Genomic DNA, 24,741 nt, shown 5'->3' on the forward strand with positions numbered 1-24,741 from the left:
GGCTCAGAGAGCGTCGGAGCCGGATTCGCCGGTGCGGATGCGGATTGCCTGTTCGACAGGGCTGACGAAAATCTTGCCGTCGCCGATCTTGTCGGTCTTGGCGGCCGTGATGATCGCCTCGACTGCGGCATCCACCTGATCGTCGTCGAGAACCACTTCGATTTTCACCTTAGGAAGAAAATCAACCACATACTCCGCGCCCCGGTAGAGCTCGGTGTGGCCTTTCTGACGACCGAAGCCTTTGACTTCGAGCACAGAGAGGCCCTGAATGCCCGCGTCTTGCAAGGCTTCCTTTACCTCGTCGAGCTTGAAGGGCTTGATGATCGCCTCGACCTTCTTCATGGCCTGTCTCCTCGTGATCCCGTGTCGGACCCTGCCAGAACACTTCTCATCGGCGTCGACAATCGGATAGGCTGCCGTGGCAGGGAAATATGAGGCGATTTTTGGCATGTGGTTACATTTTGCGCAAGTCGCCGTTTAAGTGAGCAGTTTGAAAACTTGAGGATCCGAGCAATGTCAGCACTCCTGACCAGTGCGCAGATGCGTGCCGCCGAGCAGGCTGCGATCCAAAGCGGGGCAGTGAGCGGCGCCGAATTGATGGAGCACGCGGGCGCCGGTGTGGTGGCTGCGATCGGGCGCCGCTGGCTCGAGATCGAGCTTGAGGCGCAGCGGGCGATTGTGCTCTGCGGCCCGGGCAACAACGGCGGCGACGGTTTGGTCATCGCGCGGATGCTGCATGGCGCGGGCTGGGAGGTAGAGGTTTTCCTGCTGGGCGATGCCGAGCGCCTGCCGCCCGATGCGGCGCTGAATCACCGGCGCTGGTGCGAGCTGGGGCCGGTGGGGCTGTTCACGGAGGCGCCGCAACTGAGCGGCGGGCAAGGCGTGCTGATCGACGCGCTTTTTGGCACCGGTCTGACTCGGGGGCTGGGCCCCGAGATCGCCGAGGCGCTGGCCCGCTTCGAGGCGCCGGAGTTTCAGGACTGGCAGCGCGTGGCGGTGGATGTGCCCTCGGGGCTCTGCGCGGATTCGGGGCGCGTTCTGACCAGCGGCGACGGGCCGGGTGCGATGCTCCGCGCCGATCTGACGGTGACCTTTCATAGCGCGAAACCGGGGCATTTCCTCGCCGAGGGGCCGGGCTATTGCGGGGCGCTCGACGTGGTGGATATTGGTCTGGAGGACACGCCCTGCGCGGGCGCGGCGCAGCTTGTGACCGGGCCGAGCGTGGCCTTGAGCAAGAGCGAGGGGCATAAGTTCGGCTACGGCCATGCGCTGGTGCTGAGCGGCGGTTTCGGCAGGACGGGCGCGGCCCGGCTCGCGGCGCGCGCGGCGCTGCGTGTCGGCGCGGGGCTGGTGACGCTGGGCGCGCCCGGCGGCGCGCAGATGGAGGTGGCCTCGCAGATCACCGCTCTCATGCTGCGCCGCATTGAAGAGGCCGAGGATCTGACGGCGATGCTCGAAGACGGGCGGCTCAATGCGCTTTGTCTCGGGCCGGGGCTCGGCATCGACAGGGCGCGCGCGCTTGTGCCCGCAGCGCTGATGGCCGGGCGGGCGACGGTGCTGGACGCCGATGCGCTCAGCGCCTTTGCCGAGGCGCCGGAGGTGCTCTTTTCCTGCCTACACCAAGGCTGCGTGCTGACGCCGCACGGCGGCGAGTTCGCGCGGCTCTTCCCCGACATCGCCGCGGGGCTGTCCGCGCCCGCGACCAAAGGACCGGCGCTCTCAAAGCTCGATGCGGTGCGTACTGCGGCGGCGCGCGCGGGCTGCACGGTGCTGCTGAAGGGCGCCGATACGGTGATCGCGGCGCCGGATGGGGCGGCGTCGGTCCACGCGGCGGTCTATGGCCGCGCGGCGCCATGGCTCGCCACGGCGGGCGCGGGGGATGTGCTGGCGGGGTTGATTTGCGGGCTGATGGCGCGCGGCGCGGAGCCGATGCAGGCCGCGGAGACAGCGGCCTTCCTACATGTGGAGGCGGCGCGCAGATTCGGCCCCGGCCTCATCGCCGAAGATCTGCCCGAGGTGCTGCCACAGGTGCTCGCCGAGTTTGCTGCATAGGCGCCAGGCGTCGGCGGCAGGCGCTCACGCGGGCAGGGGCACCGGATCGGCCGAGGCCAGTTCCAGCCCGTCACCATAGAGGATATGCGGCTGATCGAAGCTGAGCGCCACAAGGATGGCCGAGCGATGGCCCAAGGCGCGCACGAAATGGCCATCCTCGATCCGGCTCAGCGGCACCAGCGCCTGACTGGCCCCAAACAGCGCCGAGGCGCGCCAGCCGCGCATGAGAATCTCCTGATCGGCGGGCAGCACCGTGTCGCCTTCGGGGCGCGAATTGCCCAGCGACCCGGCCGTGATCGCCACCATGGCGACGGCGCGCCGAAAATGGCGGACCCGACGCAGAATGGCGACGCCGCTGTCGCGGGTGATGACCCGGTCGCCCGGAGAGAGATATTCCGCCGGCAAGGCGCCATCGAGGGTCAGCACCGTAGTGCCAGCCACAAGCGCGTTCAGCCTGCACGAAGAATCGATATGGCGCGCGGGAAGAGCCCCGTCGTCGCGCCGGACCGTTTTCGGTTCCATGGGCGCTGTCCTGCTTTATCACTGCCTCGTTTTGCCAGACCCTACGTCAATGGCAGATTAAAGTCGCGCGTTTTCTGGAAGGTGATTTTTCCTCTCGCCTCGCCTGTGGCTCTTTGCTAGAGATCCGCCCGATCCGGGCGCTTCGCGCGCCCGTGTGCGGGTGTGGCGAAATTGGTAGACGCACCAGATTTAGGTTCTGGCGCCGCAAGGCGTGGGGGTTCAAGTCCCTCCACCCGCACCATCTTGATCTTCTTCGGGAAATTCTGAGCTGGTCTGTGTTGCGCCCTAGGGGCTGTGGCGCTTTGGCCACGGTTGCGCGACGTCAGCTGCCCTGTGTTTCGCGCGCTGCGGCGTCCGCCACGGTTTGCGACGGGATCCCGTTCGGGCGGCGGGCGCGTCGGTGCTGCCAGCCCCAAAGGCCCAGCATGGCAAGGATCGAGACATAGCCGTCGATTGCGTAGTGATAGCCGCTCCAGACCGAGAGCAGCAGGATCGATGCAGCGAAGGCGAGGCCGGGGAGCACCAGCAGAGCCGAGCGCTCCAGACAGTACAGCGTGACGGTGAAGGCCACCGAGACATGCACCGAGGGAAAGGCCGAGATGCCGGTTCCCAGTGCGTGCTTGCCGCTGCGATACATCCGCCAGAGAAACTCCTGCACTTGTCCGAGGAAGATCTGATCGACGCCCTGCGTGTCCAGCATCTGCTGCAACTCGGTGAATCGTGAGGTGCCAAGAAGCCGGTCATAATAGATCGGCCCCACCGACAGCCCCGCCAGCGCCAGAAGGTTGCCGATCAGCACCCACGCTGCGCAATAGAGCGTGAGAAAGCGGCTCACGCGCGCGCTGTCATCATCCGTCGCCACCAGCAGCACCGGGAAGAGAAACGCCAGCAGCAGCCACGGCCCCTGATAGACCGGCAGGATCTGCCGCGCCACATCCGAGCCCAGCGTATCATCCACCAGCCGCCACGCGTCGGTGCCGCCATGCAGCCACGCGTCGAGATCGGCGAGCAGCGGATCGGCGAAATAGGGCAGCAGCGCGGGCATGCCGGTCTTGAACAGGGTGAAGCCGAAGTTGAGCGCCGCCACGCCAAGGTAGGCCAGCGTGATCTGCAGCGCGACCATGGCCACGGTCTCTTGCTTGCGGCGCTTGGCGCGCAGCAAGGCGAAGACCAGCACGATGCAGAACAGGGTGAACATTTGCACCGGCACGCGCGTCCCCACGGCCAGCGAGCTGAGCAGATGGTCGAACACGCCGTCGCGGGTGAGCAGGGCGAACGCCAGCGACGCCGCCGCATAGAAAATGCCGAACACGAAGAAACGGAACGCCGGTGTTGCCTGCATCATGCCTCGCTGCGGTGCTGCCTCAATCCGGCCTCTATCGCCAGATTGCGGCGTCAGGATGCGGATTTTGTGGAAAGTTTTCCTTCACAGACCCACCAGCGCAAGAGCGGCACGCAGCTAGGCCCGCCGCTGTGGCGCAGGCTCAACGGTGCTGTCATCTGGGCAGCTGGGCGAAACGGGCCACAGGCGGACAAACGATTGGAATATGACGCGGCCGCGCCGGAAATCAACGTGCGCGCAAGCACATAGCGTTTCGCTCGCGTTAACAGGTCAACTGTTTGCACCTCGGGGACTGGCTTGTTAGGCACCGCTTCGATGACCAAAAACGACAAAAAGAGGTCTGTTTGCGCCGCGTTCCTGCGCGGCCATCCGAACCCCCGGACGCCTCAGGCGGCTCGGCGTCGTTGTGAAATCCTCCCATTTAAGTTTGTAAGGAGTTTACCCATGCGTAAGCTGACGCTCGTTTCCACCGCTCTTGTCGGCTCTCTGGTGCTGCCCCTCGCGGCGCAGGCACAGGATGACGCGGGCCAGTGCGGCGACGTTTCCATCGCGCAGATGGGCTGGGCCGCCGCCGAGGTGACGACCAATGTCGCGAAATTCATGCTCGAGCAGGGCTATGGCTGCGACGTGAGCCTCGTGCAGTCCGACACCGTGCCCGCGATGACCTCGGTGGCCGAGAACGGCGAGCCGGACGTGATCACCAACCTCTGGATGAACTCGGCAGGCGATGCCTACAAGAAGCTCAAAGAGGGCGGCTCGCTGGTCGAACTGACTTCGGTGCTGGAGCCGGGCGGCGTCGAAGGCTGGTGGATTCCCACCGCGCTGGCCGAAGAGCACCCCGAGCTGACCACCATCGAGGGAGTGATGGAGAACCCCGAACTGGTCGGCGGCCGCTTCAACAACTGCCCCGACGGCTGGGGCTGCCGCGTGGTCTCGGACAACCTCGTACGCGCGCTTGATCTCGAAGGCGCGGGCATCGAAGTGTTCAACCACGGCTCGGGCGAGACGCTGGCCACCTCGATGGGCGCGGCGGTCACCGACGGTGAGCCGTGGTTCGGCTACTACTGGGGTCCGACCGTGCCGATGGGCAAATACGACATGACGCAGGTCAAGCTGGGCGACTACGACGAGTCCGCCTTCAACAACCTGCAGAACCCCGACACGCCCGACCCGCAGGTTTCGGAATTCCCCGCCGCGCCGATCCTCACCGCGGTGACCGCAGAGTTCGCCGAAGAGAACCCGGCAGTGACCGAGTTCTTCCGCAACATGAAGTTCGAAACCTCGACCATGAGCGGCCTGCTGGCATGGCAGGACGAGAACAACGCCTCGGCTGAAGAGACCGCCGTGCATTTCATCACCGCCAACTCGGGCGAGTGGCAGGGCTGGCTGAACGAGGACGCGCAGGAAAAGCTCTCGCAGCTGCTGCAGTAATCGCATGACCCAAGGGCGCATTGCGCCCGCTCGAACGGGGCCGCCGGGCGCGGTCCCGTTCTTTTAGTTTCACAATTCAGGGCGGGCCCGCAGAGGGTCCGGACATCGATACATGGCAACATATGACGGTCTGTTCGACACGTTGGGGCTGCGGGATTGGTGCGATGGCGGGGCCAGTGATGGCCCCATGTCCATGGCCGACCTGCTGGCCAAGACCAAGGGCGGCGATGCCGCCGAGGCAACCTCGCTTTGGGATCTTCCCTTTCCCTCGCTCGATGCGCTGCACGACGCATGCGGCGCGATTCCCGAAACCCGCGATCTGACCGACGGGCTCGAGCAGGGCTTTCTGGGCATCCGCGATGCGCTGCGCGTGGTGGTCGATCCGCTCACCCAGCCGCTCAGCTGGATGCTGCGCGAGTCGCTTTGGGTGATGTCCGACACACCATGGTGGATCATGGTGCCGATCCTGCTGCTGATCTGCTGGGCCGTGACGCGGTCGTGGAAGATCGTGGGCCTCGTGGCCGCTGTGATTGGTCTGCTGGCCTTTGTGGACCATTACACGGTGGCGATGCAGACCCTCGCGATCATCTTCGTCTGCGCCTTTATCTGCGTTCTCTTCGGGGTGCCCATAGGCATCGCCATGTCGCGCAGTGACAGGCTTCAGCGCGTGGCGATCCCGGTGCTCGACATGCTGCAGACGCTGCCGCCCTTCGTTTATCTGATCCCGCTGATCTTCCTCTTCTCGGTGACCGAGCCAAAGCTCTACGGCATCGCGGTGATCCTTTACGCCATCGTGCCGGTGGTGCGGTTGACCGACCTTGGCATCCGCCTCGTCGATCAGAACGTGATCGAGGCCGCCGATGCCTTCGGCATGACCAAGAGTCAGAAGCTTTTTGGCGTGCAGATTCCGCTGGCGCTGCCCAACATCATGGCCGGTGTGAACCAGACGATCATGATGAGCCTTGCCATGGTGGTCATCGCCTCGATGGTCTCGGCACCGGGGCTCGGCATCCTCGTGCTGCGCGGCATCCGCAACCTCGAACTGGGCACCGGCCTGGTGGCGGGTTTTGGCATCGTGGTGCTGGCCATCGCGCTGGACCGTGTGACCAAAGCCTCGCTCGCGCGCATTGACGCCAGCCAGTCCAGCCGCTGAAGGAGGATGACATGACAGACACTGTGAAAGTCTCGATCCGCAATCTCTACAAGATCTTCGGCGAGGACCCGCAAGGCGCGCTGGCCGAGGTGAAGGCGGGCAAGTCGAAGGCCGATCTGCTGGAGACCTCGAACCACGTGCTCGGGCTCGACGACATCAACGTCGACATGCGCGAGGGCGAGATCACCGTGATCATGGGCCTGTCGGGCTCGGGTAAATCGACGCTGATCCGCCACCTCAACCGGCTGATCGAACCCACCGCGGGCGAGGTTATCGTGAACGGCGAGGACATCCTGTCGTTCAATGAGACCCGCCTGCGCAAGTTCCGCCGCGAGAACATGTCGATGGTGTTCCAGAAGTTCGCGCTGCTGCCGCATCGCACCGTGCTGGAAAACGCCGGCATGGCGCTGGCGACGCGCGGCGTGAAGCGGGCCGACTATGAGGCCGAGGCGCAGAAGTGGCTCGACCGGGTCGGCCTTTCGGGCAACGGCGAGCAATATCCGCACCAGCTTTCGGGCGGGATGCAGCAGCGGGTGGGCATCGCCCGCGCGCTGGCGTCGAACTCGGACATCATGCTGATGGACGAGGCCTTCTCGGCGCTCGACCCGCTGATCCGCACCGACATGCAGGATCTGTTGCTGGAGCTGCAGGAAGAGCTGCACAAGACGATCATCTTCATCACCCACGACCTTGATGAGGCGTTGAAGCTGGCCGATCACCTTGTGATCCTGAAGGATGGCGCGGTGGTGCAGCAGGGCGAGCCGCAGCATATCCTGCTCAACCCGTCCGATCCCTATATCGAAGAGTTCGTCGCCGACATCAACCGCGCCCGCGTGCTGCGCGTGCGCTCGGTGATGCACAAGGGCGTGCCTGGCGGCGAGCTGTTCAGCGGCGATGTGCAGCACACCGACAACCTCGAAAGCGTCATCGCCGCCGCGGGCGGCGAGATGGACCGCCGCTTCCGCGTACTGCGCGGCGACAAGCCGGTGGGCGTGATCGAGATGGCGGATGTGATGCGCGCGCTGGTGCCGCGGGTGGCCGAAGAGGCCGCCTGAGCCGCAGCGCTCCGGTGAAAAGGAAAAGCCCCGCGTCCCTGAAAGGTCGCGGGGCTTTTTCATGCGGGCCGTCTGGCGCAACGCTCTGGCGCAACCCGCTGCGGGGGCGTGGCGCGTTCCTTCGGGAACAGCTGCGATCCGAGCGGGGGGAGGGCGTCTCCGGTCACTGGCGGAAAGCTGCGTGGCTGCCTGGCTGTCGTAAAGACGCTGGGGCGCGGCGTGGTTTCGGCTGGCGGGGAGATCGATAGCTGGCTGGCGTCTGGGCTGGCTTGCTGTCTTGAGCCTCAGATAACCGTCCGCCGCGGGGTGCGCAAGGGCTTGCGTGAAAAAAATGAGTAAATTCATATAGTTGAGTGAATTTATCGGATTTCCGAGCGAAGATTTTTCCCCGTCGATTCAGACAGCTACCGGGGCCTCGCGCGCGGCACGGACCGCGCTGGCGATCAGCCCCAAATGCCGGTCCCAGCTGCCGCAGCACCCGCCCCAGATATCGATGCCGGGATAGCGCCGTGCCAGATCGCCCATCATGCGTGCCAGCTCGACCGGGTCGCCTTCCTCGATATGCCCCAGCTTGCACAGCGACACCTTGTCCATCTTCGCCGCATTGGGCCGCAGCGAGCGCAGGCGCTCGGTACATACGCCGGGCTCCAGCGCCGGTTCGAACTCCACCGGGTGCGAGCAGTTGATGCCATAGCTGTCGGGAGCCGACTCGCCTGCCTCGGCATCGGTCGCCTCTATGGCCTCACGCAGGCTTGGACCCGACCGTAGGTGATGGCTGCTGTCGAGGGTGAACGACAGGTTCAGCGGCAGGCCCGCGTCTGCGGCGGCGCGCGAGAGGCCCACCGCTTCGGGCACATTGTTGATCGTCGCCGCCCACACCAGATCGACGCCGCACGCGCGGAGCGTCTGCATCTGCGCCGTGTGGTACTCCTCGGCCTCTGCGGCGGTGATCTCGCGGTTGAGCGCATAGGCATCGCCGCGCGGACCCACACAGCCCGCGATCGCGACGCGGGGCAACTGCCCCTCGTAGGGGCGGGCGACCTCGCGCAGGAAGTCGATGCATTTGTGCTGCATCTCGCGCAGGCCTTCAGCGGAATAGCCCAGCTTCTCTCCCCAGTCCGGACTGGCCCGATAGTCAAAGCCCGAAAGCAGCGCCGCAAACCCATGTTCGGCAGCGGCATCGAGATAGCGGTGGTACATGTCGCGCAGGTCCCTGACCGCCGCTGGCTTGTCCATCAACTCGAACATGGCAAACTCGCGCAGAGGATGGCCGTGCCGATACATGACCTCGGTCTCGGTGCCGCCCTCCGTCAGATAGAGCAGCCCTTGCACGCGCGGGAATGTGGTTGCCTTGGCCATGCGGTCCTCCTCGCCGACGTCGGTACTCTGGTGAGAATAGCACATCTCGGACGAGTTCGCGGTGGCAGGTCAGGCGGCAGGCCAATGCCGGGCTGAGGGTGCTTGCCCTTGCCCGAGGACGGCGGGGATGCCATATCGCCCGGAAAGATTTACGGCAAAACGAGAGGGGCACGGACCTTATGTTCGATCTGACGGGAAAATGCGCGCTGATCACCGGCGCATCGGGCGGCATCGGCGGCGCCATCGCCAAGGCGCTGCATGACGCTGGCGCAACGGTGGGGCTCTCGGGCACCCGCGAGGCACCGCTGCAGGAACTGGCGAACGAGTTGGGCGAGCGCGCCTTCGTGCTGCCCTGCAACCTCTCGGACCCCGAAGCCGTGGCGGCGCTGCCGAAACAGGCGGCCGAGGCGATGGGCGCGGTCGACATTCTGGTCAACAACGCCGGCATCACCCGCGACAACCTCTTCATGCGCATGTCGGACGAGGAATGGCAGTCGGTGCTCGACGTCAACCTCACCGCCAACTTCAAGCTCTGCAAGGGCGTGATGCGCGGCATGATGAAGGCGCGCTGGGGCCGGATCATCAATATCTCGTCGATCGTCGGCGCCACGGGCAACCCCGGTCAGGCGAACTATGCCGCGGCCAAGGCGGGCCTCGTCGGCATGACCAAATCGCTGGCCTATGAGGTTGCGAGTCGCGGCATCACCGCCAACGCGGTGGCCCCGGGCTTCATCGAGACCGCGATGACCGACAAGCTGAACGACGATCAGAAGTCGGGCATCATGAGCCAGATTCCCGCGGGCCGTATGGGCACCGCCGATGAAATTGCCGCAGCGGTGCTCTATCTTTCGAGCGCAGAAGCTGGTTATGTCACAGGCGCGACGCTGCATGTGAACGGCGGTATGGCAATGCTCTGACCGGGTGCCTTCGGGCATCTCGGAAAGCGTTTGCCATCCTGCGCGCGTATGCTATAGGCGCGCAGGAACTTTGACTGGAGAGGGCCTTGCGTGCTTTTCGGTCGCTCCCGGCCAGCCGGGGATACGCTGCCCGGTTCCGGGCGGATTGAGCAGCCACCCCGCTGGGGCGAGGGCAAGAGATGGGTCAAACGGCCCAAGGACATTGTGAGGACATAAGAATGAGCGATATTCCTGATCGCGTGCGCAAGATCGTGGTAGAGCACCTGGGCGTTGAAGAAGACAAGGTGACCGAGAGCGCCTCCTTCATCGACGATCTGGGCGCAGACAGCCTCGACACCGTGGAACTGGTGATGGCCTTCGAAGAAGAGTTCGGCATCGAGATCCCCGATGACGCAGCCGAGACCATCCAGACCTTCGGCGACGCGGTGAAGTTCATCAAGGAAGCCTCCTGAGCTTTTCCGACTCCGTCACCGGAGTTGCAAACGGCGCCCCTCGCGGGCGCCGTTTTGTGTTTCAGAGTATATGTTTGTAGCGACATTCAGTTAGACCTACACGCGCTCCGAAGACACATAGTGGAGGGTTTTCTGCAGAGGGAAGATCTGCAGATCGTCTTAGCCGCCTCTGAACCACATCGGATTAGATGTGCCATACTGGCGCTTCCGTGCTGCGTAGACTGGCGGCTGCTCATGGTCGGTCGTAGGACGCCAATGCGTGATGCCGACCAAGCAACTTGATCGCGGCCATCCTGCGGGTCGGCACGTGTTGCGAAGGCCCACAGATCTGCCAAATGCATAGACAGAATTGGCGGCTTCTTGGGTTCAGAGGTCTCTTCTTCACATGGAAGCTGTGCAAGCGGCGCTCTGTGGGGTATTTTGAACCCCATAAGTTCAGATTTCTGTATTTCCAAAAATTGCAAATTTGAAATGAAAACTATTTCCGTTGTTTCGCCCTGTTACAACGAAGAAGACAATGTCGAGGTCTGCGCCAATACCGTGCGGCAGATTTTTGACGAGCACCTGCCGGACTATCGGCTGGAGCATGTCTTCGCGGATAACGGGTCGACCGATCAGACACCAGAGATCCTGAGGCGGATGGCAGCGGCCAATCCGGCGATCAAGGTCGTGTTCAATGCGCGGAATTTCGGGGTGTTCCGCTCGTCCTTCAATGCGTTGCGCTACGCGACTGGCGATGCGGTGATCGTTCTTTTGCCGGTCGATCTGCAGGACCCGCCGGAACTGATCCCGGAGTTCGTCAAACTTTGGGAAAGCGGCTATGATATCGCCGCCGGGGCCCGCAACGAGCGGGACGAGAGCCGGACGATGCGCGCCGCGCGCGGGATCTTCTATCGCATCGTGAACGCTTTGTCCGACGTCGAACTGGTGCCCTCGGTGGGAGAGTTTCAACTCATCGACCGCAAAGTGCTCGAGGCAGTGCTGCGCCACGACGATCAATATCCCTATATCCGGGGCATCATCGCCTCTTGCGGCTTTCGCCGGGTGATCGTGCCCTACTTCTGGCGCGCCCGCCGCCGCGGCGTTTCAAAGCACAATATCGGCATGCTGACGGATCAGGCGCTGAACGCAATCTTCGCCTTCACCCGGGCGCCGCTCCGGCTTTGCACGCTGCTGGGGCTGGTGATTGCGCTGGCCTCCATCCTTTTCTCGATTGCCTCCGTCGTCATCTATTTCGCCGCCCCCGATGCCGCGCCGCGCGGCATAACGACGGTGATCGTGGCGCTGTTCTTTCTGTCGGGCATCCAGATGCTGATGTTCGGCATGCTTGGCGAGTACATCACGGCGATCCACAGCCAGGTGCGGGGCGGGCCTCTGGTCGTGGAACGGGAACGGCTGAACGTCGCGGATGAGCCGCCGCCAACCGGACGCTCGCGGGGGCGCGGATGAGGCTGGCGGGCCGATGCGCGGCGCTGGCGGTCTTGGGGCTTTGGGCGAGCGCGGCGCCTGCCTTCGCAGCCGAGCTAGGCGCGCGCGAGGCAAGGGTGCTGGGGTGGCTGGCGGCGGTCGCAGTGCTGGCCTTGGTGCTGGGCGGCGGCTTGGCCCTGCGCGGCTATCGCAGCTTTGGTCTGCTTGCGGGGCTGTTTCTGCTGGGCAGCGCGGGGCGGCTGATGCTGCTGCGCGGGGTGTGGTTTCCGTCGCTTGCGCTGAAGCCCCTGAGCATCCCCGTCCTGATCGCGCTGGTGGCCCTTGCCCTGCAAGTGGTGGTGACGCTGCATGTGCTCTGGCGCCAGCGCATCGAGCTCTGCGCCGTGCTTGGCCGTGCCGGGACGCTGGTGCGGCTTTTGGGGCTACTTTGCGGGCTGGCGCTGCTGTCGGTCTCGCCCACCAGTTACGCCGCCAATGGGCAGCCTGCGGAGTATGTCGCGCACATTCTGCGCGGCGGGGTGATGTCGGCGCTTCAGGTGGCGACGCTCGGCGCGCTTCTGCTGGTGCCCGGGCCGAAGCTGCTGCGGCTTCCGCGCGGCGCAGTGCCGCTGGCCGCAAGCGCGGTTGCGCTGATCGCCTCTGCGCTGTTGGCCCGCTATGCATTTCAGAACATCCCGCATGTGGGTGATGATCTGTGCTATCTGTTTCAGGCCAAGACACTCGCTAGCGGACATCTGACGGTGCCCGCGCCCCCCGAGGCGCTGCGCGAGGGGCTGAGCTACTATCTGCTCGATATCCAAGACGGGCGCTGGTTCTGCACCACCGCGCCGGGATACCCGCTACTGCTGGCGCTCGGCACGCTTGCAGGGGCGGCTTGGCTGGTCAATCCCATCCTCACGGCGCTTGCGGTGCTGATCGCCTATGACCTCGTGCGGCGGGCCAGCGGGCAGCGCGCGCTTGCGGCGCTCGTCGCGTGGCTCATGGCCTGCTCGCCATGGCTGTTGGCGACCGGCGCATCGCTGATGACCCAAAGCACCGCGCTTTGCATGGCCTTGCTGGGCTGGTGGTGTCTGGTGCGCGGCGGCGCGCTGCGTGAGGGGTCACGCGGGCAATTGTCACTGCCTTGGGCGGTGGCGGGCGGGCTGGCCATGGGCTGGGTGTTTACCACGCGCCAATACGACGGGCTGGTGGCGGGCGTCGTTACCGGCGCCGCGCTGCTGTCCCTGCGCCCCTTGCCGTGGCGCGCGGTGCTTGGCTATTGCGCGGGCTGCCTGATCACCGGGATGGTCTATTTCGCCTACAACTGGGCGATGACCGGCAATCCGCTGGTCGCGCCGTTGGCGCGGTACCTTCAGGCCGAATGGCCCACGACCCGCAACGCCTTTGGCTTTGGCCCGGACCTCGGGCCGCCCGCAGGCTCGTGGCAGCTGCTTGATTTTCGCGCGGGCCATTCGCTCTATGAAGGCACGATCAACACGCTGCAGAACATGGCGTCGCTCAACCTCGAGGCGCTGGGATGGGCGACGGGATCGGCGCTTGCGGTGCTGTTGCTGCTGTTCCGGCGCTGGTCGCGGCCCGGCGCTGCCGCGTGGTTTCTGTTCGCGCTTTTTGCGGTGACGGTGGGCGGGCTGGTGTTCTACTGGTTCGCGGGCAGTTTCTACATCGGTCCGCGCTACTGGACGATCGCCAGCTTGCCGGTGTTTTACGCCGCCGCCGCCGGGCTGTTGGCGCTGAAGGACCGGCTGCCTGCTGCCGCGCAGGCGCGGCTCTGGGCGGTTGTCGCCTTGCTCTGCATCAGCGGGCTTTGCGTGTTCACCGCGTGGCGCGGGGCGGTGAAATACTACCAGTTCCGCGGCAATTACGCGGGGCTAAGGCTCGAGGATTTCGGCACGGATCTGGTGTTTGTCTCCACCGAGGGCGATGTGCAATCGGCGCTGGTTCTCAACGATCCGTTCCTGCCGCCCGACAAGCCGATCTTTCTGCGCGCGTTGGGACCTGAGGCCGATGCCGCCGCAGCAGCCCTCTATCCAGAGCGTGGCACGTCGCATGTGCGTCTGGGCCCGAAAGGCTGGGTCAGCGAGGGGCAGGGCGGCGCCACGGAAAGCAGCCAGTGAGCACCCGGCCAATGGCGACATAAGACAGCACCGCGGCGACCGGCAGAAACAGCGCCTGCGCAAGCGCCGGGCCCAGCCCCAGATGCATCAGAGCGGCCAGCGCCCCGGCATTCATGCCGTAGATGGCCAGATAGGCGGCCAGATAGCCCGGCAGCCGCTGGAAACCGCGCACGGCAAAGACGAGCCGGGCATGGGTTTGATAGTTCCAAAGCACACCAAGCACGAAGGCCAGCGCCAAGGCCAGTTGCGGCGGGATGCCCAGCATGACCAGCAGGGCGAAGACCACATAGCCAAACAGCGTATTGAGCAGACCCACCGCAAGGAACTTTATGAAGCGAAGGGTATCTGGCGTGTTCAGCGCCGCCGACAAACGCCTCACAGAACCTCCTCGGCCCGCAGAACCGCGGTAACTGCCTCGGGCCAGCTGAGCCTTGGACGAAACCCAAGCGCGGCGCGCAGGCGTGTGACATCGGCGGCAAGAAGATCGGGGTCCCCCGCAGCGCGCGGGCGTGCGCCAAGGAGGACCCGGTTCTCGGCGTGCAATTGTCGCGCCAGCTCTCCGATCAGCTGCCGCACTTCCACCGGATCGCCATGGCCGACGTTGACGGCTCCGGTCAGGTCTTCGGCATCGCACAGCAGCGACAGCGCCCGCCCAAGATCGTCTACATGCAGAAAATCGCGCCTCTGGCGACCGTCGGTGCAGGCCACCGTCTCGCCAGCGGCAAGCCCCTGTATCAGGTCGCCGAACAGCCGCCCCCTTGGCTCGCCGGGTCCGAAGACAAAGAACATCCGCGCCCATGCGAGCGAAAGCCCGAGCGCAGGCGCGGCCCCGCAAAGCGCCAGACCGGTGGCTGCCTTGGCGGCCCCATAGGCGGTTGCCGGGCGCAGGGGGGTCGCCTCGCTGAATGTGCCCGCGCTCCAGTCATATTCAGCGCAGCTGCCCGCCGCGACCACCCGGCGGCCGCCAATGGCGGCGAAGTCCTGAACGAGGCCGAGCGAGTGACGCACCCAGTCCAGATTTTCCGCGCCGTGCCAGCGCGCCGGGCCGGTGAGCCAAGCCAGATGCAGGAGCGTGTCGGCCTCAGCATGCGCCACGGCGTGTTTGCGGGCGGTCGGGTCGGTCAGATCGCAGGCGACGGGGGTTGCGCCGGGCAGGGCGCTGCCGCGCCGCGACATCGCCCACAGCTGATGGCCCTGCGCGGCAAGCGCGGCCACTGCCGCCCGCCCGATGAGCCCGGTGGCGCCGGTGACGAGCACCCGCGCCATCAGCCGAAGGCGATCCGCGGCACTGCGGTGACAAAGCGCGTGCCCTTCTCGGCAAGCGCGGCCTCTTGCCGGGTCACCTCGTCGCGGATGTTCCACGGCAGGATCAGCAGATCGTCGGGACGGCAGCTTTGCAGCATCTCTGGCGGGTGCACCGGAATGCGGCTGCCGGGCAGAAGGGTGCTTTGCTTGGCCGGGTTGCGATCGACGCAATAGGCGATCAGGTCCGGCCCGATGCCAGCATAGTTCAGCAGCGTGTTGCCCTTGGCGGCGGCACCATAGGCGGCGACCCGGCGGCCTTCGGATTTGGCCGCCTGCAGATAGGCGAGGAGCCCGTCGCGCAGGTCTTCGCAGCGCGGCGCAAAGCCCTGATATCCGGCGGCCTCGTCCAGCTTTGCCGCGCTTTCCTGCGCGCGCACTTTTGCAAGACCCGGACCTTCGGGATGGTCCGCCTCGCTCCTGCAGGCAAAGACCCGAAGCGAGCCGCCATGCGTCGGGATCTGCTCGACATCGAAGACACGCAGGCCGTGCCGGGCGAAAAGGATCTCCACCGCGAGCAGCGACAGATAGGAATAATGCTCGTGATAGATCGTGTCGAACTGGACCTTCTCGATGAGGTTCAGCAGATGCGGAAATTCCACCGTGTAGATTGCGTTTGCCTCGAGCAGCACCGCCACGCCTGCCACGAAATCGTTGATGTCGGGCACATGCGCCAGCACATTCGCCGAGCAGATGAGATCCGGGCGCTGCCCTTCGGATTTGAGCCGTCTGGCCAAAGCTTCGCCGAAGAAATCCACCTCGGTCGGCACGCCGCGGGCAATGGCGGCCTCGGCCACCCCGGCAGAAGGCTCGACCCCAAGCACCGGGATGCCGCGCTCGACGAAATATTGCAGCAGATAGCCATCGTTCGAGGCGATCTCGATCACCAGACTGCGCGGCCCGAGGTCAAGCCGGTCGGTCATCGCCTCGGCGTAGCGGCGACAATGGGCCAGCCAGCTCTCCGAGAAAGACGAGAAATAGGCATAATCGGCAGAGAAAATCTGCTCGGCGGGCACGGCGTCTTCGACCTGCGCCAGCCAGCAGCTTTGACACACGCGCGCGTGCAGCGGGTAGCGCGCATCCTGAGTGGTGCTCTGGTCCAGCGGCACATAGGAATTGGCCAGCGGTGACAAGCCAAGGTCCACAAGGGTGAGGGTCAGGGGGGCGCCGCAGGCGCGGCAGGGGGGATGGTCGGTCAACACGGCGTCTCCGTCTGGGCACATCGGCGGGCCTCGTAGCTGGCGATCTGGGCGCGGCACAGCGCCGCGGCAGGGGTGCCGCGGTGCAGCCCGCCATACCAATCGGCGGTCATCGCGACGGTCTCGGTGAAGCCAAGCGCCGGGGTCCACCCCAGCGCGGTCCGCGCCTGTGTGGCATCGATCCGCAGCAGATGGGCCTCGTGCAGATCGGCGGCAGCGGGATCGATCTCGATCCGGCCCTGACCCAAGCCGGCAACCACCGCCCGCGCCACATCTATCACCGGGCGCTCGTCGTCGCGGCTTGGGCCGAAATTCCATCCCTGATCCACTGGCGCGCCGTCAAGCAGCGCCCCCGCGAGGCGCATGTATCCATCCAGCGCCTCGAGCACATGCTGCCATGGCCGGATGGCATTGGGCTGCCGCAGAACCACACACCCGGTGGCCCCAAGACAGCCGCGCACGATGTCGGGCACCAGCCGGTCCTCGGCCCAATCGCCGCCGCCGATCACATTGCCCGCGCGGGCGCAGGCGATGCGCGCAGGATGGGGGGCGCCGGGCCCGTAGAAATACGAGCGGCGCATGGCCGCTGCGGCGATCTCGGTCGCGCCTTTTGAGGCAGAGTAGGGATCATGCCCGCCCATCGGATCGGTTTCCCGATATCCCCAGATCTGACCGCTGTTCTCGTAGACCTTGTCGGAGGTCACCACCACTGCCGCGCGAAAGGAGGGCGCGGCGCGCAGCGCATCCAGCAATTGCACCGTTCCAAGCACGTTCGAGGCAAATGTCGCCACCGGCTCGCGGTAGGACCGCCGCACCAGCGCTTGCGCCGCAAGGTGAAACACCACTTCGGGATCGCAATCGGCGATGGCGGCGTCAAGCGCCGCCCGGTCGTTCAGATCGGCCTCTACCGAGCGGATGCGGCCATCGTCCAGCATTCGCCAGAGGCTTTCGCCCGGCTCGGCGGGCAGCGCATAGCCGGTGACCTTCGCACCGTGCTCGGCCAGCCAAGCGGCGAGCCATGCGCCCTTGAACCCGGTGTGCCCGGTCACCAGCACACGGCGTCCGGCCAGTCGCTGCGCCGCTACCATACTTTCCATGGGGCCCTGCCGCTCGACCAATGCTCCTCGAGTTCCTGACGCTCGCGCACCGTGTCCATTGGCTGCCAGAAGCCCCGATGTTCAAAGGCCTGCAACTGGCCGTCAGAGGCGAGGCTGATCAGGGGCTCGCGCTCCCAGACGGTTGCGTCATCTTCCAGATAACAGCCGACGTCCGGCGACAGCACAAAGAACCCGCCGTTGATCAGCCCGCCTTCGCCCAAGGGCTTTTCCGAAAAAGAGGTGACCTCGTCGCCATTGAGCTCCAGCCGACCAAAGCGGCGCGGGGGCGGCACTGCGGCGACGGTGGCAAGTCGTCCATGGCTGCGGTGGAATTCAAGCTCGGCGGTCAGGTCGATGTCCGCGACGCCATCGCCATAGGTCAGGCAGAAGGCTTCATCGTCCTCGACCAGATGCAGCACCCGCTTCAACCGCCCGCCGGTCATCGCCGTCTGGCCAGTGTCGATCATATGGATCACCCATGGCTCTGACTGGTTGCGGGTGATCCGCAGATTGCCGGTCGAGAGGTCAATGGTGGCATCCGAGGAATGCAGAAAGTAATTGGCGAAATATTCTTTGATCACATAGCCTCGATAGCCAAGGCATACGATAAATTCGTTGATCCCATGGGCGCTGTATATCTTCATGATGTGCCACAGGATCGGGTAGCCGCCGATGTCTACCATGGGCTTTGGGATCCGCACGGTCTCTTCCGCAAGACGGGTGCCAAGGCCGCCCGCAAGGATCACACATTTCACGTCGATCCCTCCGTGGCTTCGGTGGGATTGGCGGCGGCGTGGCAGCGGGCTTGAACTGGCGTCACGCGGTGTGCCGGGCCAGGGTCACGCGGTCCGCGATGTGCTGTCATTCAATGATCCTCCTGTCGGCAGGGCCGTATGGGGCCTTGCGCAACCTCGGTGACGTACAAATTGGGCTGGCACGGGGGCGCGAGTGAAATCAGCGATGACGTGCCGGTCGGAACCGCAGCTATTGGGCGCTGCGGGGGGAAATGTATTTGGCTTCGAAAAGGCAGTAGACGAAGGCGACACTGCTGTAGATGTAGTAAATCTGATGAAACGATACCGCAAAGATGGCAAAGGCAAAGCCACCATTTGCTTTCATGAAACGGTAGAGAGATGCGTTCGCGAGGATGCACAGAATGAAGATCGCGAAGACGGCGGGCCAGGCCGCCGGGTAAAACGGCAGCATCAGAAGGCCGAGGAGGAGCAGCAGCGCAAGGCCCGCCCGGAAACGCTCGGCCACGCTGATGTTCAAATCGTCGCTGAGACCTTCGCGCGTGATCAACAGCCGCGACCATGGAAGCGCGCGCATGAAGATGTCGGTCCGCAGCACGCTGGAAAATGTCCAGACTTTGAGGTGTTTGCCCAGCAGATCCGGCAAGAGCAGGATGCGCCCGCCCTTATGCCGCAGCCGATAGCCCAGATCGATGTCCTCGATGGAGGGCTGGGTAAATGTCTCGACGTCGAAGCCGCCGATTTCCAGAAAGGCCGATTTGCGTACCGCGCCGCAGCCGGCCCAAAAGGTAGATGCCTCGCTGGGCGCGCGCTGATGGTAATAACGGTGCACCAGATTTTTGTACTGGCTGATCCATGATGTCCCCCGAGGCGCATCGTCGTAAGAGCCAAAGACCGCCACTACGTCGGGCGATGTGAAAGCCCTGCGGATCAAGGCTGGCCCGGCGGGATCGGCCACCACGTCGGAATCCACGAACCACAGGATCTCGCCGTCCGCATGTCGGGCGGCAAGATTGCGCGCGGCACCGGGGCCGCCGTTGCGCTCGGCAATGATGACCTCAGCACCAAGTACGCGCGCACGCGCTGCGGTGGTGTCGGTCGATCTGTCGTCGATGACCAGAATCTGGTCGATCTCCCCGGCCTCGTGCATCTGCAGCAGCGGCGTCAGCACATCCGCCATCAGTTCGGCCGCATTATAGGCGGGCATCACCACGGTAATCTTGGCCCTTGCGGAATGTTCATCTTTGCTCATGCAGATTGATCGCACTCTATTCGCTTGGGATTGAGGTCTTTGGCTTCACGAAGCGGGCCGCTGTCGAGGACTGGATCGCTGGTCGGACCGCGACGAGCAGAACCGCCGCCATCGGTAGCAGAAAAAGAACCCGCGCCCCATAGCGCGCGGCGGGCTGCGACACGGCTCCGCAGACGAAGGCGTTGGCGATGATCCCCACAAGGATGAAGAGGGCCCAGCACCGCAGTTGAAGCGGAAGCCCTGATCGCGGCCAGAGAACCAGCGAAAGGATCAGCACGGTCGAGACGGCATAGGCGGCGGCGTGAAGCGTGTTTGTCTGATCCATCCACGGCTGACGCGTGGAAAGCCGCGCGTCGTCGAAATGAGGCGGCAGATCAAAGGCGCTCCTGCGGATTGCGCTAAGTTCGCGGGGCTCGGTGATCGTTGTGCCCGCTGAATACTTGCGAAGCTGGATCAGCGTATTTCTGGTGACCGCGGCAAACACGCTGAGCGGCTTTGAGGTGAAGACGTCTTTGGCGAAATCGACTTGCTCGGCCATGATTTGCCGTTGCGTCTCTTTGGGGAGCAGCGCCAAGGATCCAAGGTCGGGCTGTTTCTCAAAGAGAATGTTGTATGGCGTCACCCGCTGCGGCTCGTTGAGCATCGGCAAGAGCGCACAGCTGGCGACCTCGGGGTTGGGGCAGGTGGCGTGCAAATATTCCAGACCGGGGCCATCGACGATCAGCCGTGCCGTCAGAAAGGGCGTATAAACAACGTCCGAGTGGACCACGGTTTTGACGGCGGTGCGGACCGCCATATGTTCGGCCAGCCCGGCCAGAGGGATCCCCACCACCATCACCGCGGCCAGTAATTTCCGCGGCCTGCGAAAGAGCACGACCCCCAAAAGCGCGGGCGGGACCAGCACCAATGCGATGGCCAGATGCGACGGATGGGTCATCACCGCCACAGCCGCGAGCACAAAAAGCGCCGCGCGCTCCCATGGCAGCATGTCGGCCATGAAGGCCACGAAGCCCGCCACGACAAGCAGCAGGATCGGCGCGAAGATGTCGGGCATCAGAAAGGCCACATAGAAGGGCGCCGATCCGATCGCGGCGCCCGCCACGGCAAGAGCCGTCAGCGCTGGAGGTGACACGCTCAGATCGTAGCAGCGCACGATTGTTCGGACGGAGATCAGTATCGTCAAAATCAGGGCGCAGGCCTGCAGGATGGGCACCATGCGAAGATCGGCGAAGGTGAGCGCGGAGGCCAGAAACGCCGCGTAAAAGAGCGAGCGGCTGCCAGAAGTCGTGCGGTCGTCGTCAGCACCGGTATTGCCCTTCGCCGCGTCCTTTGCAGCGGCTTTCGGGTCTGCTGTTCCGTTTTCATCAGTGGTCCTCTGCTTGGGCGCAAGCCCCAGAGTCTGAAGCGTGTTTTCCCCCCGCGTAAGGTAGAGACCTGTGTCGAAATAGGCCGTGGGCGTGCGATTTATGATCGTCACAGACAAACAGATCGCGAGGGCGATGAGGAGCCAGACCAGTGTCGCCAAAGGCGAGCGGGACCGAAGCGGCCCTGTGTGAGCAAAGCGGTTGGTCATTTTCCGGGTCCTTCTTCCGAAGATACCTCGATGCCCGGCCCTGCGCCTGTCACCAGCGCGGTCGGGAGTTGTGCGGATTTCTGTCCATCCTCTCGGCTGGCGATCAACTTGATCGAGAGCGAAGAGGCCAAGGCGATGATGGCGAGGAAAAGCAAAGACACCCAAGGCCAGCCAAGCAGGCTTCGCGGCAAGCTCATGGGCAAGGCCCGACTGCTCGCCGAGGCGGCGGAAGCGGGGTTTCGGCGCAGGCTTCGGGTGCATAGCAGGGCGCCGGTAAAGGCGAGCATCGTGCCCATCAGGCCGAAGGCGAACCAGATCACCTGCACGGCGCGCCCGCCCCAATGGCCCGAATGCAGCAGGTCGACCGCTTCGGTGATCCGCCGCGCGGCAGAGAGGTCTTCTGCGCGATAGCGTCCGAGCACATCGAGAGTGACCGGATCGACAGTGACCCTATTGGCAACATCGCCCACCATCGGGGCGCTCGCCTGTCCGTCGAATTTGATCCCGTCGCCGCGCCACGTCGGAAGCGAAATCTGATGGATTGCCAACTCGGGAAAGCTGGTCCGGGCGACCGAGACCGCCCGGTCGAGTTGCGTGCCATCGAAACCTTCAGGCAGGGCGGCGGCTCTCTCAGCAGCGGGCTCGGCTGCGGGTAGGCGGCCCCAGAGGTTGAGCGGATCGGCGAGAAGGTAATAGGCCCCGGTCAGCGTGATTGCGATCAGAAAGGGCAGGGACGTGATGGCGAGGATGCGGTGCAGGGCGCGCCAGAAGGCGCGGCGGCTTCTCTTCAACGATAGCTTTGGGAACCAATCGCCCGAAAACCACCTGTTGCTTGCCAGACCGGTGAAAATCGACACGGCCAGCACCACCGACAGACCGGTGACCAGATAGGCCCCGAAGGCGTTGTAGATGAACAGATGGCTGTGCAGATCGTGCAGCAGGCGGCGCGGGCCCATGGTTGGCGTGGTTCCCGTGGCATCCCGAGTTGTTGGATCGATCCAGAGATGCTGGGTCTCGCCGTCTGGGGTTTTTATCACCACCTGATCGGCACGCCCGGCTGTGGTGTCGCGCCGGATCGACACGATCTGGGTATTCGGCGCGCTGGCCTTGGCGGCGTCATAGACCTGTCCAAAGCTGACCAGTTCGGCGGGGGCGCTATTGACCCGCGTCTGCGGGTAGACCGCTTTGTCCGCCTGCTCTCCGAAGACGAGAAGCGTGCCGCTGAGGAAGACAGCCCACAGCAGCAAGGAAAAGACGAGCCCCAACCAAGCGTGCAGCCGGAACGCGCTTATGCTCGCCATTGGGCCCTTCATCATTCCACAGTCTCTCGTTCGGATACGGGTCACTATTTGATCGCGAGGAAGCCTTCGAAGCAGATGTACTTCTGGATCGTCATAAGGTCTTCGAAGCCAGCGCGGCGCATCAGGTCGATATTGCCTTGGGTCGAGAAGGGCTCCAGAACGCCCTTCAGGCTGCGCGATTTCGCGATGATCTCGTCGCAGTTGAACCCGTTGCGCAGTTTGAAATCCGTGTAGAGCGAGGACAGGATGTCCTGAAAACGGGCGTCGGGGCCGCGCGTTTTTTCAAAGCAGATGAAGGCACCGCCCCAGTTGAGCGACTCATAGATCTTGTCGAAAAGCGCCTGCCGGTGGCGCGGCGGGATGAACTGCATCGTGTAGTAGGAGACGATCAGATCGGCCTTCTCGAACTCATAATCCCGCGCGTCCTCACGCAGGATCTGGATGTTCGGCACGTCGTCGCAATGGTTGCGTGCCTTGCGCACCATCGAGTCCTCGACGTCCAGACCCACCCAGTTGATCTTGGGCTTCGCCGAATTGTGCAGTGCAAGTTTGCGCAGCAACTCGCCGGTCGAGACGCCGATCTCATAGCAGGTGCTGGAATTGTGACAGAAGAAGCTCGAAAGCTCGCACACCAGTTGATGCCCGTCTTCATAGAGGGGCACCGATTGACGGATGTGATCGACGAAGGTCTCGGGGGTCTTGTCACCGAAACTCCATGCGCCATTTCTGGCCAAAATCTGATTTCCGACGCCGCTGCTGTCATCCATGGCTAAATCTCCGCTCTGAAATCTGCGTCAAAAAATGCACCTTCAAACGTCAAAATAATTGGAGGTGGCGGAGGCCTAAGTGGCCTGCGCCTCGATCGGCTCTTCGTCGCGCCCGCTCTGGGTCACGACCGGACCAAGCGACTGATGCTCGGCGGGCTTTTCCGCCGCGACCTTGCGGCCAGCGCCATGCGCGTAATCTGCGCCAGTGTCGGTCCTGCCCTCATAGGGTTTGGTCTGGAACTCTTCGTGATAGGCCCGGTCCACGTTAATACCCCAGACGTCGTAAGTCGCCCCGGCGATGTTGCGGGCCGCATAGACCGCCGACAGCATCGAATGGTCCTGATTGTTGTACCTGTGCAGGCCGTTGCGCCCGACGGTCTGGAAATTCTCGAAACAGCTGAGCCAGTCACGAACGACCGCCAGCGCGTCGGAATATTCTGAGTCGTACACCGGATAGGATTTGGGCTGGCGGATCACCACGCCGTCGATCACGCTGGAGGCCGGAGCCAGATGGATTTTTTCGAGTTCTTGAGCCGCGAGTTCGATCAGTTCAGCGTCGGATTTTGCCCAGAAGTCGTCGTCGTCATTGCAAAAGAACTCCATGCCGATCGACGCGCGGTCGGGTTCGGGCACCATCTCGTCGGACCATGCGCGGAAGTTCTGGATGCGGCCGACGCGGACATCGTCGCTGTGGACGTAAATCCAGTTGTCGGGGAAGGGGTCGGCGTGGTCGAGCACGAGGGTGACCACCAGAAAATCGCGGTATTTCAAACGTCTCGCCGCTGCCAGCACGTCCGACGGCGGCGCCGGGTTCATGCAGTTGAGAAGATCGCGAAGCGCCATCGAATTGATGAAGTGATCGGCTTCCATCTCGTAGGCCCTGACCGAGCCGTCCTCGCGCTCGGTGGCGACGTCGATGCTCGTCACGCGGCGGCCGTCATGATTGACCGCGTTCACATAGCTCTTGAGGCGCACCTCGCCGTTCGCAGCACCGATCTTGCTGGCCATCCTCTCCCACAGCATGCCGGGGCCGAGCCGGGGATACTGGAATTCCTCGATCAGGCTGGTGACATTGCTGGCCCCGCCGAGCGCCTGCCAAAGCGCCTTCGACAGCGACAAATCTTTGACCCGCTGCGCGGCCCAATCCGAACGGATTTCGGTACAGGGCACGCCCCAAACCTTCTCGGTGTAGGTCTTGAAGAAGTGGGTATAGAGGCGCTTCCCGAAGCGGTTGATCACCCATTCCTCGAAGGTGTCTTCCCGGCGGTTCGGCAAAATCCGCCACCGCAAGTAGCTGGCGCCGATCCAAGCGGCCTCGAGAACGCCGAGGTTTGACAATGCGTTGGAGAGTTTGAGCGGGTAGTCATAGAACGCATCGCGGTAGTAGATCCGGCTCAACCGCGGCACCGTGATGAAATCATCTCCAAGCACCTCCTGCCAGATCGCCTGCACCTCGGGGATCTTGGTGAAGAAGCGGTGTCCCCCGATGTCAAACCGGAACCCTTTGTGGTTCTCGGTGCGGGCAATGCCACCAACACGTCCCCCGGCCTCGAGCACGAGGGGGCGATATTCAGGTCCGAGTTTTTGAAGTTCATATGCAGCAGTCAGGCCTGCCGGTCCGCCGCCGATAATACCGACGGATGTGTTCGAAATTGATGTCGACACAAATCGAT

Annotated in this window: 22 protein-coding genes and 1 tRNA gene; 9 read left to right on the forward strand and 14 right to left on the reverse strand. The window is 64.1% G+C overall.

All coding sequences use genetic code 11. The annotated features are described in order from the left end of the window. Positions 1 to 3 precede the first annotated feature (3 nt). A complete protein-coding gene (locus AYJ57_RS13085; protein WP_066106028.1) occupies positions 4 to 342 on the reverse strand; it encodes a P-II family nitrogen regulator in 339 nt (112 codons plus the stop codon). A gap of 171 nt (positions 343 to 513) precedes the next feature. Between AYJ57_RS13085 and AYJ57_RS13090 the strand changes: the two genes are divergently transcribed. Next, positions 514 to 2,052, forward strand: coding sequence for a bifunctional ADP-dependent NAD(P)H-hydrate dehydratase/NAD(P)H-hydrate epimerase (locus tag AYJ57_RS13090; protein WP_066106031.1), 1,539 nt, complete (start codon positions 514 to 516; stop codon positions 2,050 to 2,052). Between the two features lie 24 nt (positions 2,053 to 2,076). Here the strand turns inward: AYJ57_RS13090 and AYJ57_RS13095 are convergent, their stop codons facing one another. Continuing rightward, on the reverse strand, positions 2,077 to 2,574 hold the full coding sequence (locus AYJ57_RS13095; protein ID WP_066106035.1) for a Hint domain-containing protein: 498 nt from the start codon (positions 2,572 to 2,574) through the stop codon (positions 2,077 to 2,079). A 156-nt stretch (positions 2,575 to 2,730) separates the two neighbouring features. On the opposite strand from AYJ57_RS13095, the gene AYJ57_RS13100 reads away from it, so the two are divergent. Next, positions 2,731 to 2,815: transfer RNA gene (locus AYJ57_RS13100), tRNA-Leu, on the forward strand. A gap of 81 nt (positions 2,816 to 2,896) precedes the next feature. Here the strand turns inward: AYJ57_RS13100 and AYJ57_RS13105 are convergent. Beyond that, entirely contained in the window at positions 2,897 to 3,919 is a 1,023-nt protein-coding gene (locus tag AYJ57_RS13105) for a phosphatase PAP2 family protein (RefSeq protein ID WP_066106038.1), read from the reverse strand. 441 nt (positions 3,920 to 4,360) lie between these two features. Here AYJ57_RS13105 and AYJ57_RS13110 point away from each other — a divergent pair, with 441 nt between their 5' ends. From AYJ57_RS13110 to AYJ57_RS13120, 3 genes are all read left to right on the forward strand, one after another. Then, entirely contained in the window at positions 4,361 to 5,347 is a 987-nt protein-coding gene (locus AYJ57_RS13110) for an ABC transporter substrate-binding protein (protein ID WP_066106041.1), read from the forward strand. A 112-nt stretch (positions 5,348 to 5,459) separates the two neighbouring features. After that, a complete protein-coding gene (locus AYJ57_RS13115; protein WP_066106043.1) occupies positions 5,460 to 6,500 on the forward strand; it encodes an ABC transporter permease in 1,041 nt (346 codons plus the stop codon). 11 nt (positions 6,501 to 6,511) lie between these two features. Continuing rightward, positions 6,512 to 7,555 carry a quaternary amine ABC transporter ATP-binding protein gene (locus AYJ57_RS13120; protein ID WP_066106046.1) on the forward strand — a complete coding sequence of 348 codons (1,044 nt, stop codon included), beginning with the start codon at positions 6,512 to 6,514 and terminating at the stop codon, positions 7,553 to 7,555. 396 nt (positions 7,556 to 7,951) lie between these two features. Here AYJ57_RS13120 and AYJ57_RS13125 read toward each other — a convergent pair whose 3' ends face one another. After that, positions 7,952 to 8,914, reverse strand: a complete 963-nt coding sequence (locus AYJ57_RS13125; RefSeq protein WP_066106051.1) for a homocysteine S-methyltransferase family protein — start codon at positions 8,912 to 8,914, stop codon at positions 7,952 to 7,954. Between the two features lie 179 nt (positions 8,915 to 9,093). Between AYJ57_RS13125 and fabG the strand changes: the two genes are divergently transcribed. From fabG to AYJ57_RS13145, 4 genes are all read left to right on the forward strand, one after another. Beyond that, the gene (gene fabG / locus AYJ57_RS13130; RefSeq protein ID WP_066106055.1) at positions 9,094 to 9,831 is read left to right on the forward strand and encodes a 3-oxoacyl-[acyl-carrier-protein] reductase; all 738 of its coding nucleotides are present in this window, start codon (positions 9,094 to 9,096) and stop codon (positions 9,829 to 9,831) included. A 218-nt stretch (positions 9,832 to 10,049) separates the two neighbouring features. Continuing rightward, on the forward strand, positions 10,050 to 10,283 hold the full coding sequence (locus AYJ57_RS13135) for an acyl carrier protein (RefSeq protein ID WP_007800270.1): 234 nt from the start codon (positions 10,050 to 10,052) through the stop codon (positions 10,281 to 10,283). A gap of 360 nt (positions 10,284 to 10,643) precedes the next feature. Then, entirely contained in the window at positions 10,644 to 11,732 is a 1,089-nt protein-coding gene (locus tag AYJ57_RS13140; RefSeq protein ID WP_217621105.1) for a glycosyltransferase family 2 protein, read from the forward strand. Further along, on the forward strand, positions 11,729 to 13,825 hold the full coding sequence (locus AYJ57_RS13145) for a hypothetical protein (protein WP_066106061.1): 2,097 nt from the start codon (positions 11,729 to 11,731) through the stop codon (positions 13,823 to 13,825). The genes AYJ57_RS13140 and AYJ57_RS13145 overlap by 4 nt, the downstream gene beginning before the upstream one ends. Here AYJ57_RS13145 and AYJ57_RS26220 read toward each other — a convergent pair. The 10 genes from AYJ57_RS26220 to AYJ57_RS13195 form a co-directional block, all read right to left on the reverse strand. After that, positions 13,785 to 14,204 carry a GtrA family protein gene (locus AYJ57_RS26220; protein ID WP_193789491.1) on the reverse strand — a complete coding sequence of 140 codons (420 nt, stop codon included), beginning with the start codon at positions 14,202 to 14,204 and terminating at the stop codon, positions 13,785 to 13,787. The two genes, AYJ57_RS13145 and AYJ57_RS26220, sit on opposite strands and share 41 nt — an antisense overlap. Further along, positions 14,201 to 15,091: an NAD-dependent epimerase/dehydratase family protein gene (locus tag AYJ57_RS13155; protein ID WP_066106063.1), complete on the reverse strand. Its 891-nt coding sequence runs from the start codon at positions 15,089 to 15,091 to the stop codon at positions 14,201 to 14,203. Before AYJ57_RS13155 ends, AYJ57_RS26220 begins: the two co-directional genes overlap by 4 nt. Then, complete coding sequence (locus AYJ57_RS13160) at positions 15,091 to 16,326, reverse strand: class I SAM-dependent methyltransferase (RefSeq protein WP_237220156.1); 1,236 nt, start codon at positions 16,324 to 16,326, stop codon at positions 15,091 to 15,093. The genes AYJ57_RS13155 and AYJ57_RS13160 overlap by 1 nt, the downstream gene beginning before the upstream one ends. Next, on the reverse strand, positions 16,323 to 17,423 hold the full coding sequence (gene rfbG, locus AYJ57_RS13165) for a CDP-glucose 4,6-dehydratase (protein WP_066106068.1): 1,101 nt from the start codon (positions 17,421 to 17,423) through the stop codon (positions 16,323 to 16,325). Before rfbG ends, AYJ57_RS13160 begins: the two co-directional genes overlap by 4 nt. Continuing rightward, positions 17,408 to 18,178 (reverse strand): glucose-1-phosphate cytidylyltransferase, encoded by a 771-nt coding sequence (gene rfbF, locus AYJ57_RS13170; protein WP_066106071.1) that lies wholly within the window; start codon positions 18,176 to 18,178, stop codon positions 17,408 to 17,410. The genes rfbG and rfbF overlap by 16 nt, the downstream gene beginning before the upstream one ends. Before the next feature lie 229 nt (positions 18,179 to 18,407). After that, entirely contained in the window at positions 18,408 to 19,427 is a 1,020-nt protein-coding gene (locus AYJ57_RS13175) for a glycosyltransferase (protein WP_066106073.1), read from the reverse strand. 16 nt (positions 19,428 to 19,443) lie between these two features. After that, on the reverse strand, positions 19,444 to 21,000 hold the full coding sequence (locus tag AYJ57_RS13180) for a hypothetical protein (RefSeq protein WP_066106076.1): 1,557 nt from the start codon (positions 20,998 to 21,000) through the stop codon (positions 19,444 to 19,446). After that, on the reverse strand, positions 20,997 to 22,301 hold the full coding sequence (locus AYJ57_RS13185; protein WP_066106079.1) for a PepSY-associated TM helix domain-containing protein: 1,305 nt from the start codon (positions 22,299 to 22,301) through the stop codon (positions 20,997 to 20,999). The genes AYJ57_RS13180 and AYJ57_RS13185 overlap by 4 nt, the downstream gene beginning before the upstream one ends. A gap of 44 nt (positions 22,302 to 22,345) precedes the next feature. Beyond that, the gene (locus AYJ57_RS13190) at positions 22,346 to 23,068 is read right to left on the reverse strand and encodes a methyltransferase domain-containing protein (protein WP_066106081.1); all 723 of its coding nucleotides are present in this window, start codon (positions 23,066 to 23,068) and stop codon (positions 22,346 to 22,348) included. Between the two features lie 75 nt (positions 23,069 to 23,143). Then, the gene (locus tag AYJ57_RS13195) at positions 23,144 to 24,733 is read right to left on the reverse strand and encodes an NAD(P)/FAD-dependent oxidoreductase (RefSeq protein ID WP_237220157.1); all 1,590 of its coding nucleotides are present in this window, start codon (positions 24,731 to 24,733) and stop codon (positions 23,144 to 23,146) included. Between the last annotated feature and the right edge of the window lie 8 nt (positions 24,734 to 24,741).

The organism is Salipiger sp. CCB-MM3, from assembly GCF_001687105.1.
In the GTDB taxonomy this organism is placed as follows: Bacteria; Pseudomonadota; Alphaproteobacteria; order Rhodobacterales; family Rhodobacteraceae; genus Salipiger.

What these genes read in the sequence shown, in the direction of transcription:
- AYJ57_RS13145 (WP_066106061.1), top strand. Translation starts at nt 11,729, where the DNA reads ATGAGGCTGGCGGGCCGATGCGCGGCGCTGGCGGTCTTGGGGCTTTGG.
- AYJ57_RS13180 (WP_066106076.1), bottom strand. Translation starts at nt 21,000, where the DNA reads ATGACCAACCGCTTTGCTCACACAGGGCCGCTTCGGTCCCGCTCGCCT.
- AYJ57_RS13190 (WP_066106081.1), bottom strand. Translation starts at nt 23,068, where the DNA reads ATGGATGACAGCAGCGGCGTCGGAAATCAGATTTTGGCCAGAAATGGC.
- AYJ57_RS13115 (WP_066106043.1), top strand. Translation starts at nt 5,460, where the DNA reads ATGGCAACATATGACGGTCTGTTCGACACGTTGGGGCTGCGGGATTGG.
- AYJ57_RS13125 (WP_066106051.1), bottom strand. Translation starts at nt 8,914, where the DNA reads ATGGCCAAGGCAACCACATTCCCGCGCGTGCAAGGGCTGCTCTATCTG.
- AYJ57_RS13135 (WP_007800270.1), top strand. Translation starts at nt 10,050, where the DNA reads ATGAGCGATATTCCTGATCGCGTGCGCAAGATCGTGGTAGAGCACCTG.
- AYJ57_RS13155 (WP_066106063.1), bottom strand. Translation starts at nt 15,091, where the DNA reads ATGGCGCGGGTGCTCGTCACCGGCGCCACCGGGCTCATCGGGCGGGCG.
- AYJ57_RS13090 (WP_066106031.1), top strand. Translation starts at nt 514, where the DNA reads ATGTCAGCACTCCTGACCAGTGCGCAGATGCGTGCCGCCGAGCAGGCT.
- AYJ57_RS13105 (WP_066106038.1), bottom strand. Translation starts at nt 3,919, where the DNA reads ATGATGCAGGCAACACCGGCGTTCCGTTTCTTCGTGTTCGGCATTTTC.
- AYJ57_RS13095 (WP_066106035.1), bottom strand. Translation starts at nt 2,574, where the DNA reads ATGGAACCGAAAACGGTCCGGCGCGACGACGGGGCTCTTCCCGCGCGC.
- rfbG (WP_066106068.1), bottom strand. Translation starts at nt 17,423, where the DNA reads ATGGAAAGTATGGTAGCGGCGCAGCGACTGGCCGGACGCCGTGTGCTG.
- fabG (WP_066106055.1), top strand. Translation starts at nt 9,094, where the DNA reads ATGTTCGATCTGACGGGAAAATGCGCGCTGATCACCGGCGCATCGGGC.
- AYJ57_RS13110 (WP_066106041.1), top strand. Translation starts at nt 4,361, where the DNA reads ATGCGTAAGCTGACGCTCGTTTCCACCGCTCTTGTCGGCTCTCTGGTG.
- AYJ57_RS13185 (WP_066106079.1), bottom strand. Translation starts at nt 22,301, where the DNA reads ATGGCGAGCATAAGCGCGTTCCGGCTGCACGCTTGGTTGGGGCTCGTC.
- AYJ57_RS13175 (WP_066106073.1), bottom strand. Translation starts at nt 19,427, where the DNA reads ATGAGCAAAGATGAACATTCCGCAAGGGCCAAGATTACCGTGGTGATG.
- AYJ57_RS13085 (WP_066106028.1), bottom strand. Translation starts at nt 342, where the DNA reads ATGAAGAAGGTCGAGGCGATCATCAAGCCCTTCAAGCTCGACGAGGTA.
- AYJ57_RS13120 (WP_066106046.1), top strand. Translation starts at nt 6,512, where the DNA reads ATGACAGACACTGTGAAAGTCTCGATCCGCAATCTCTACAAGATCTTC.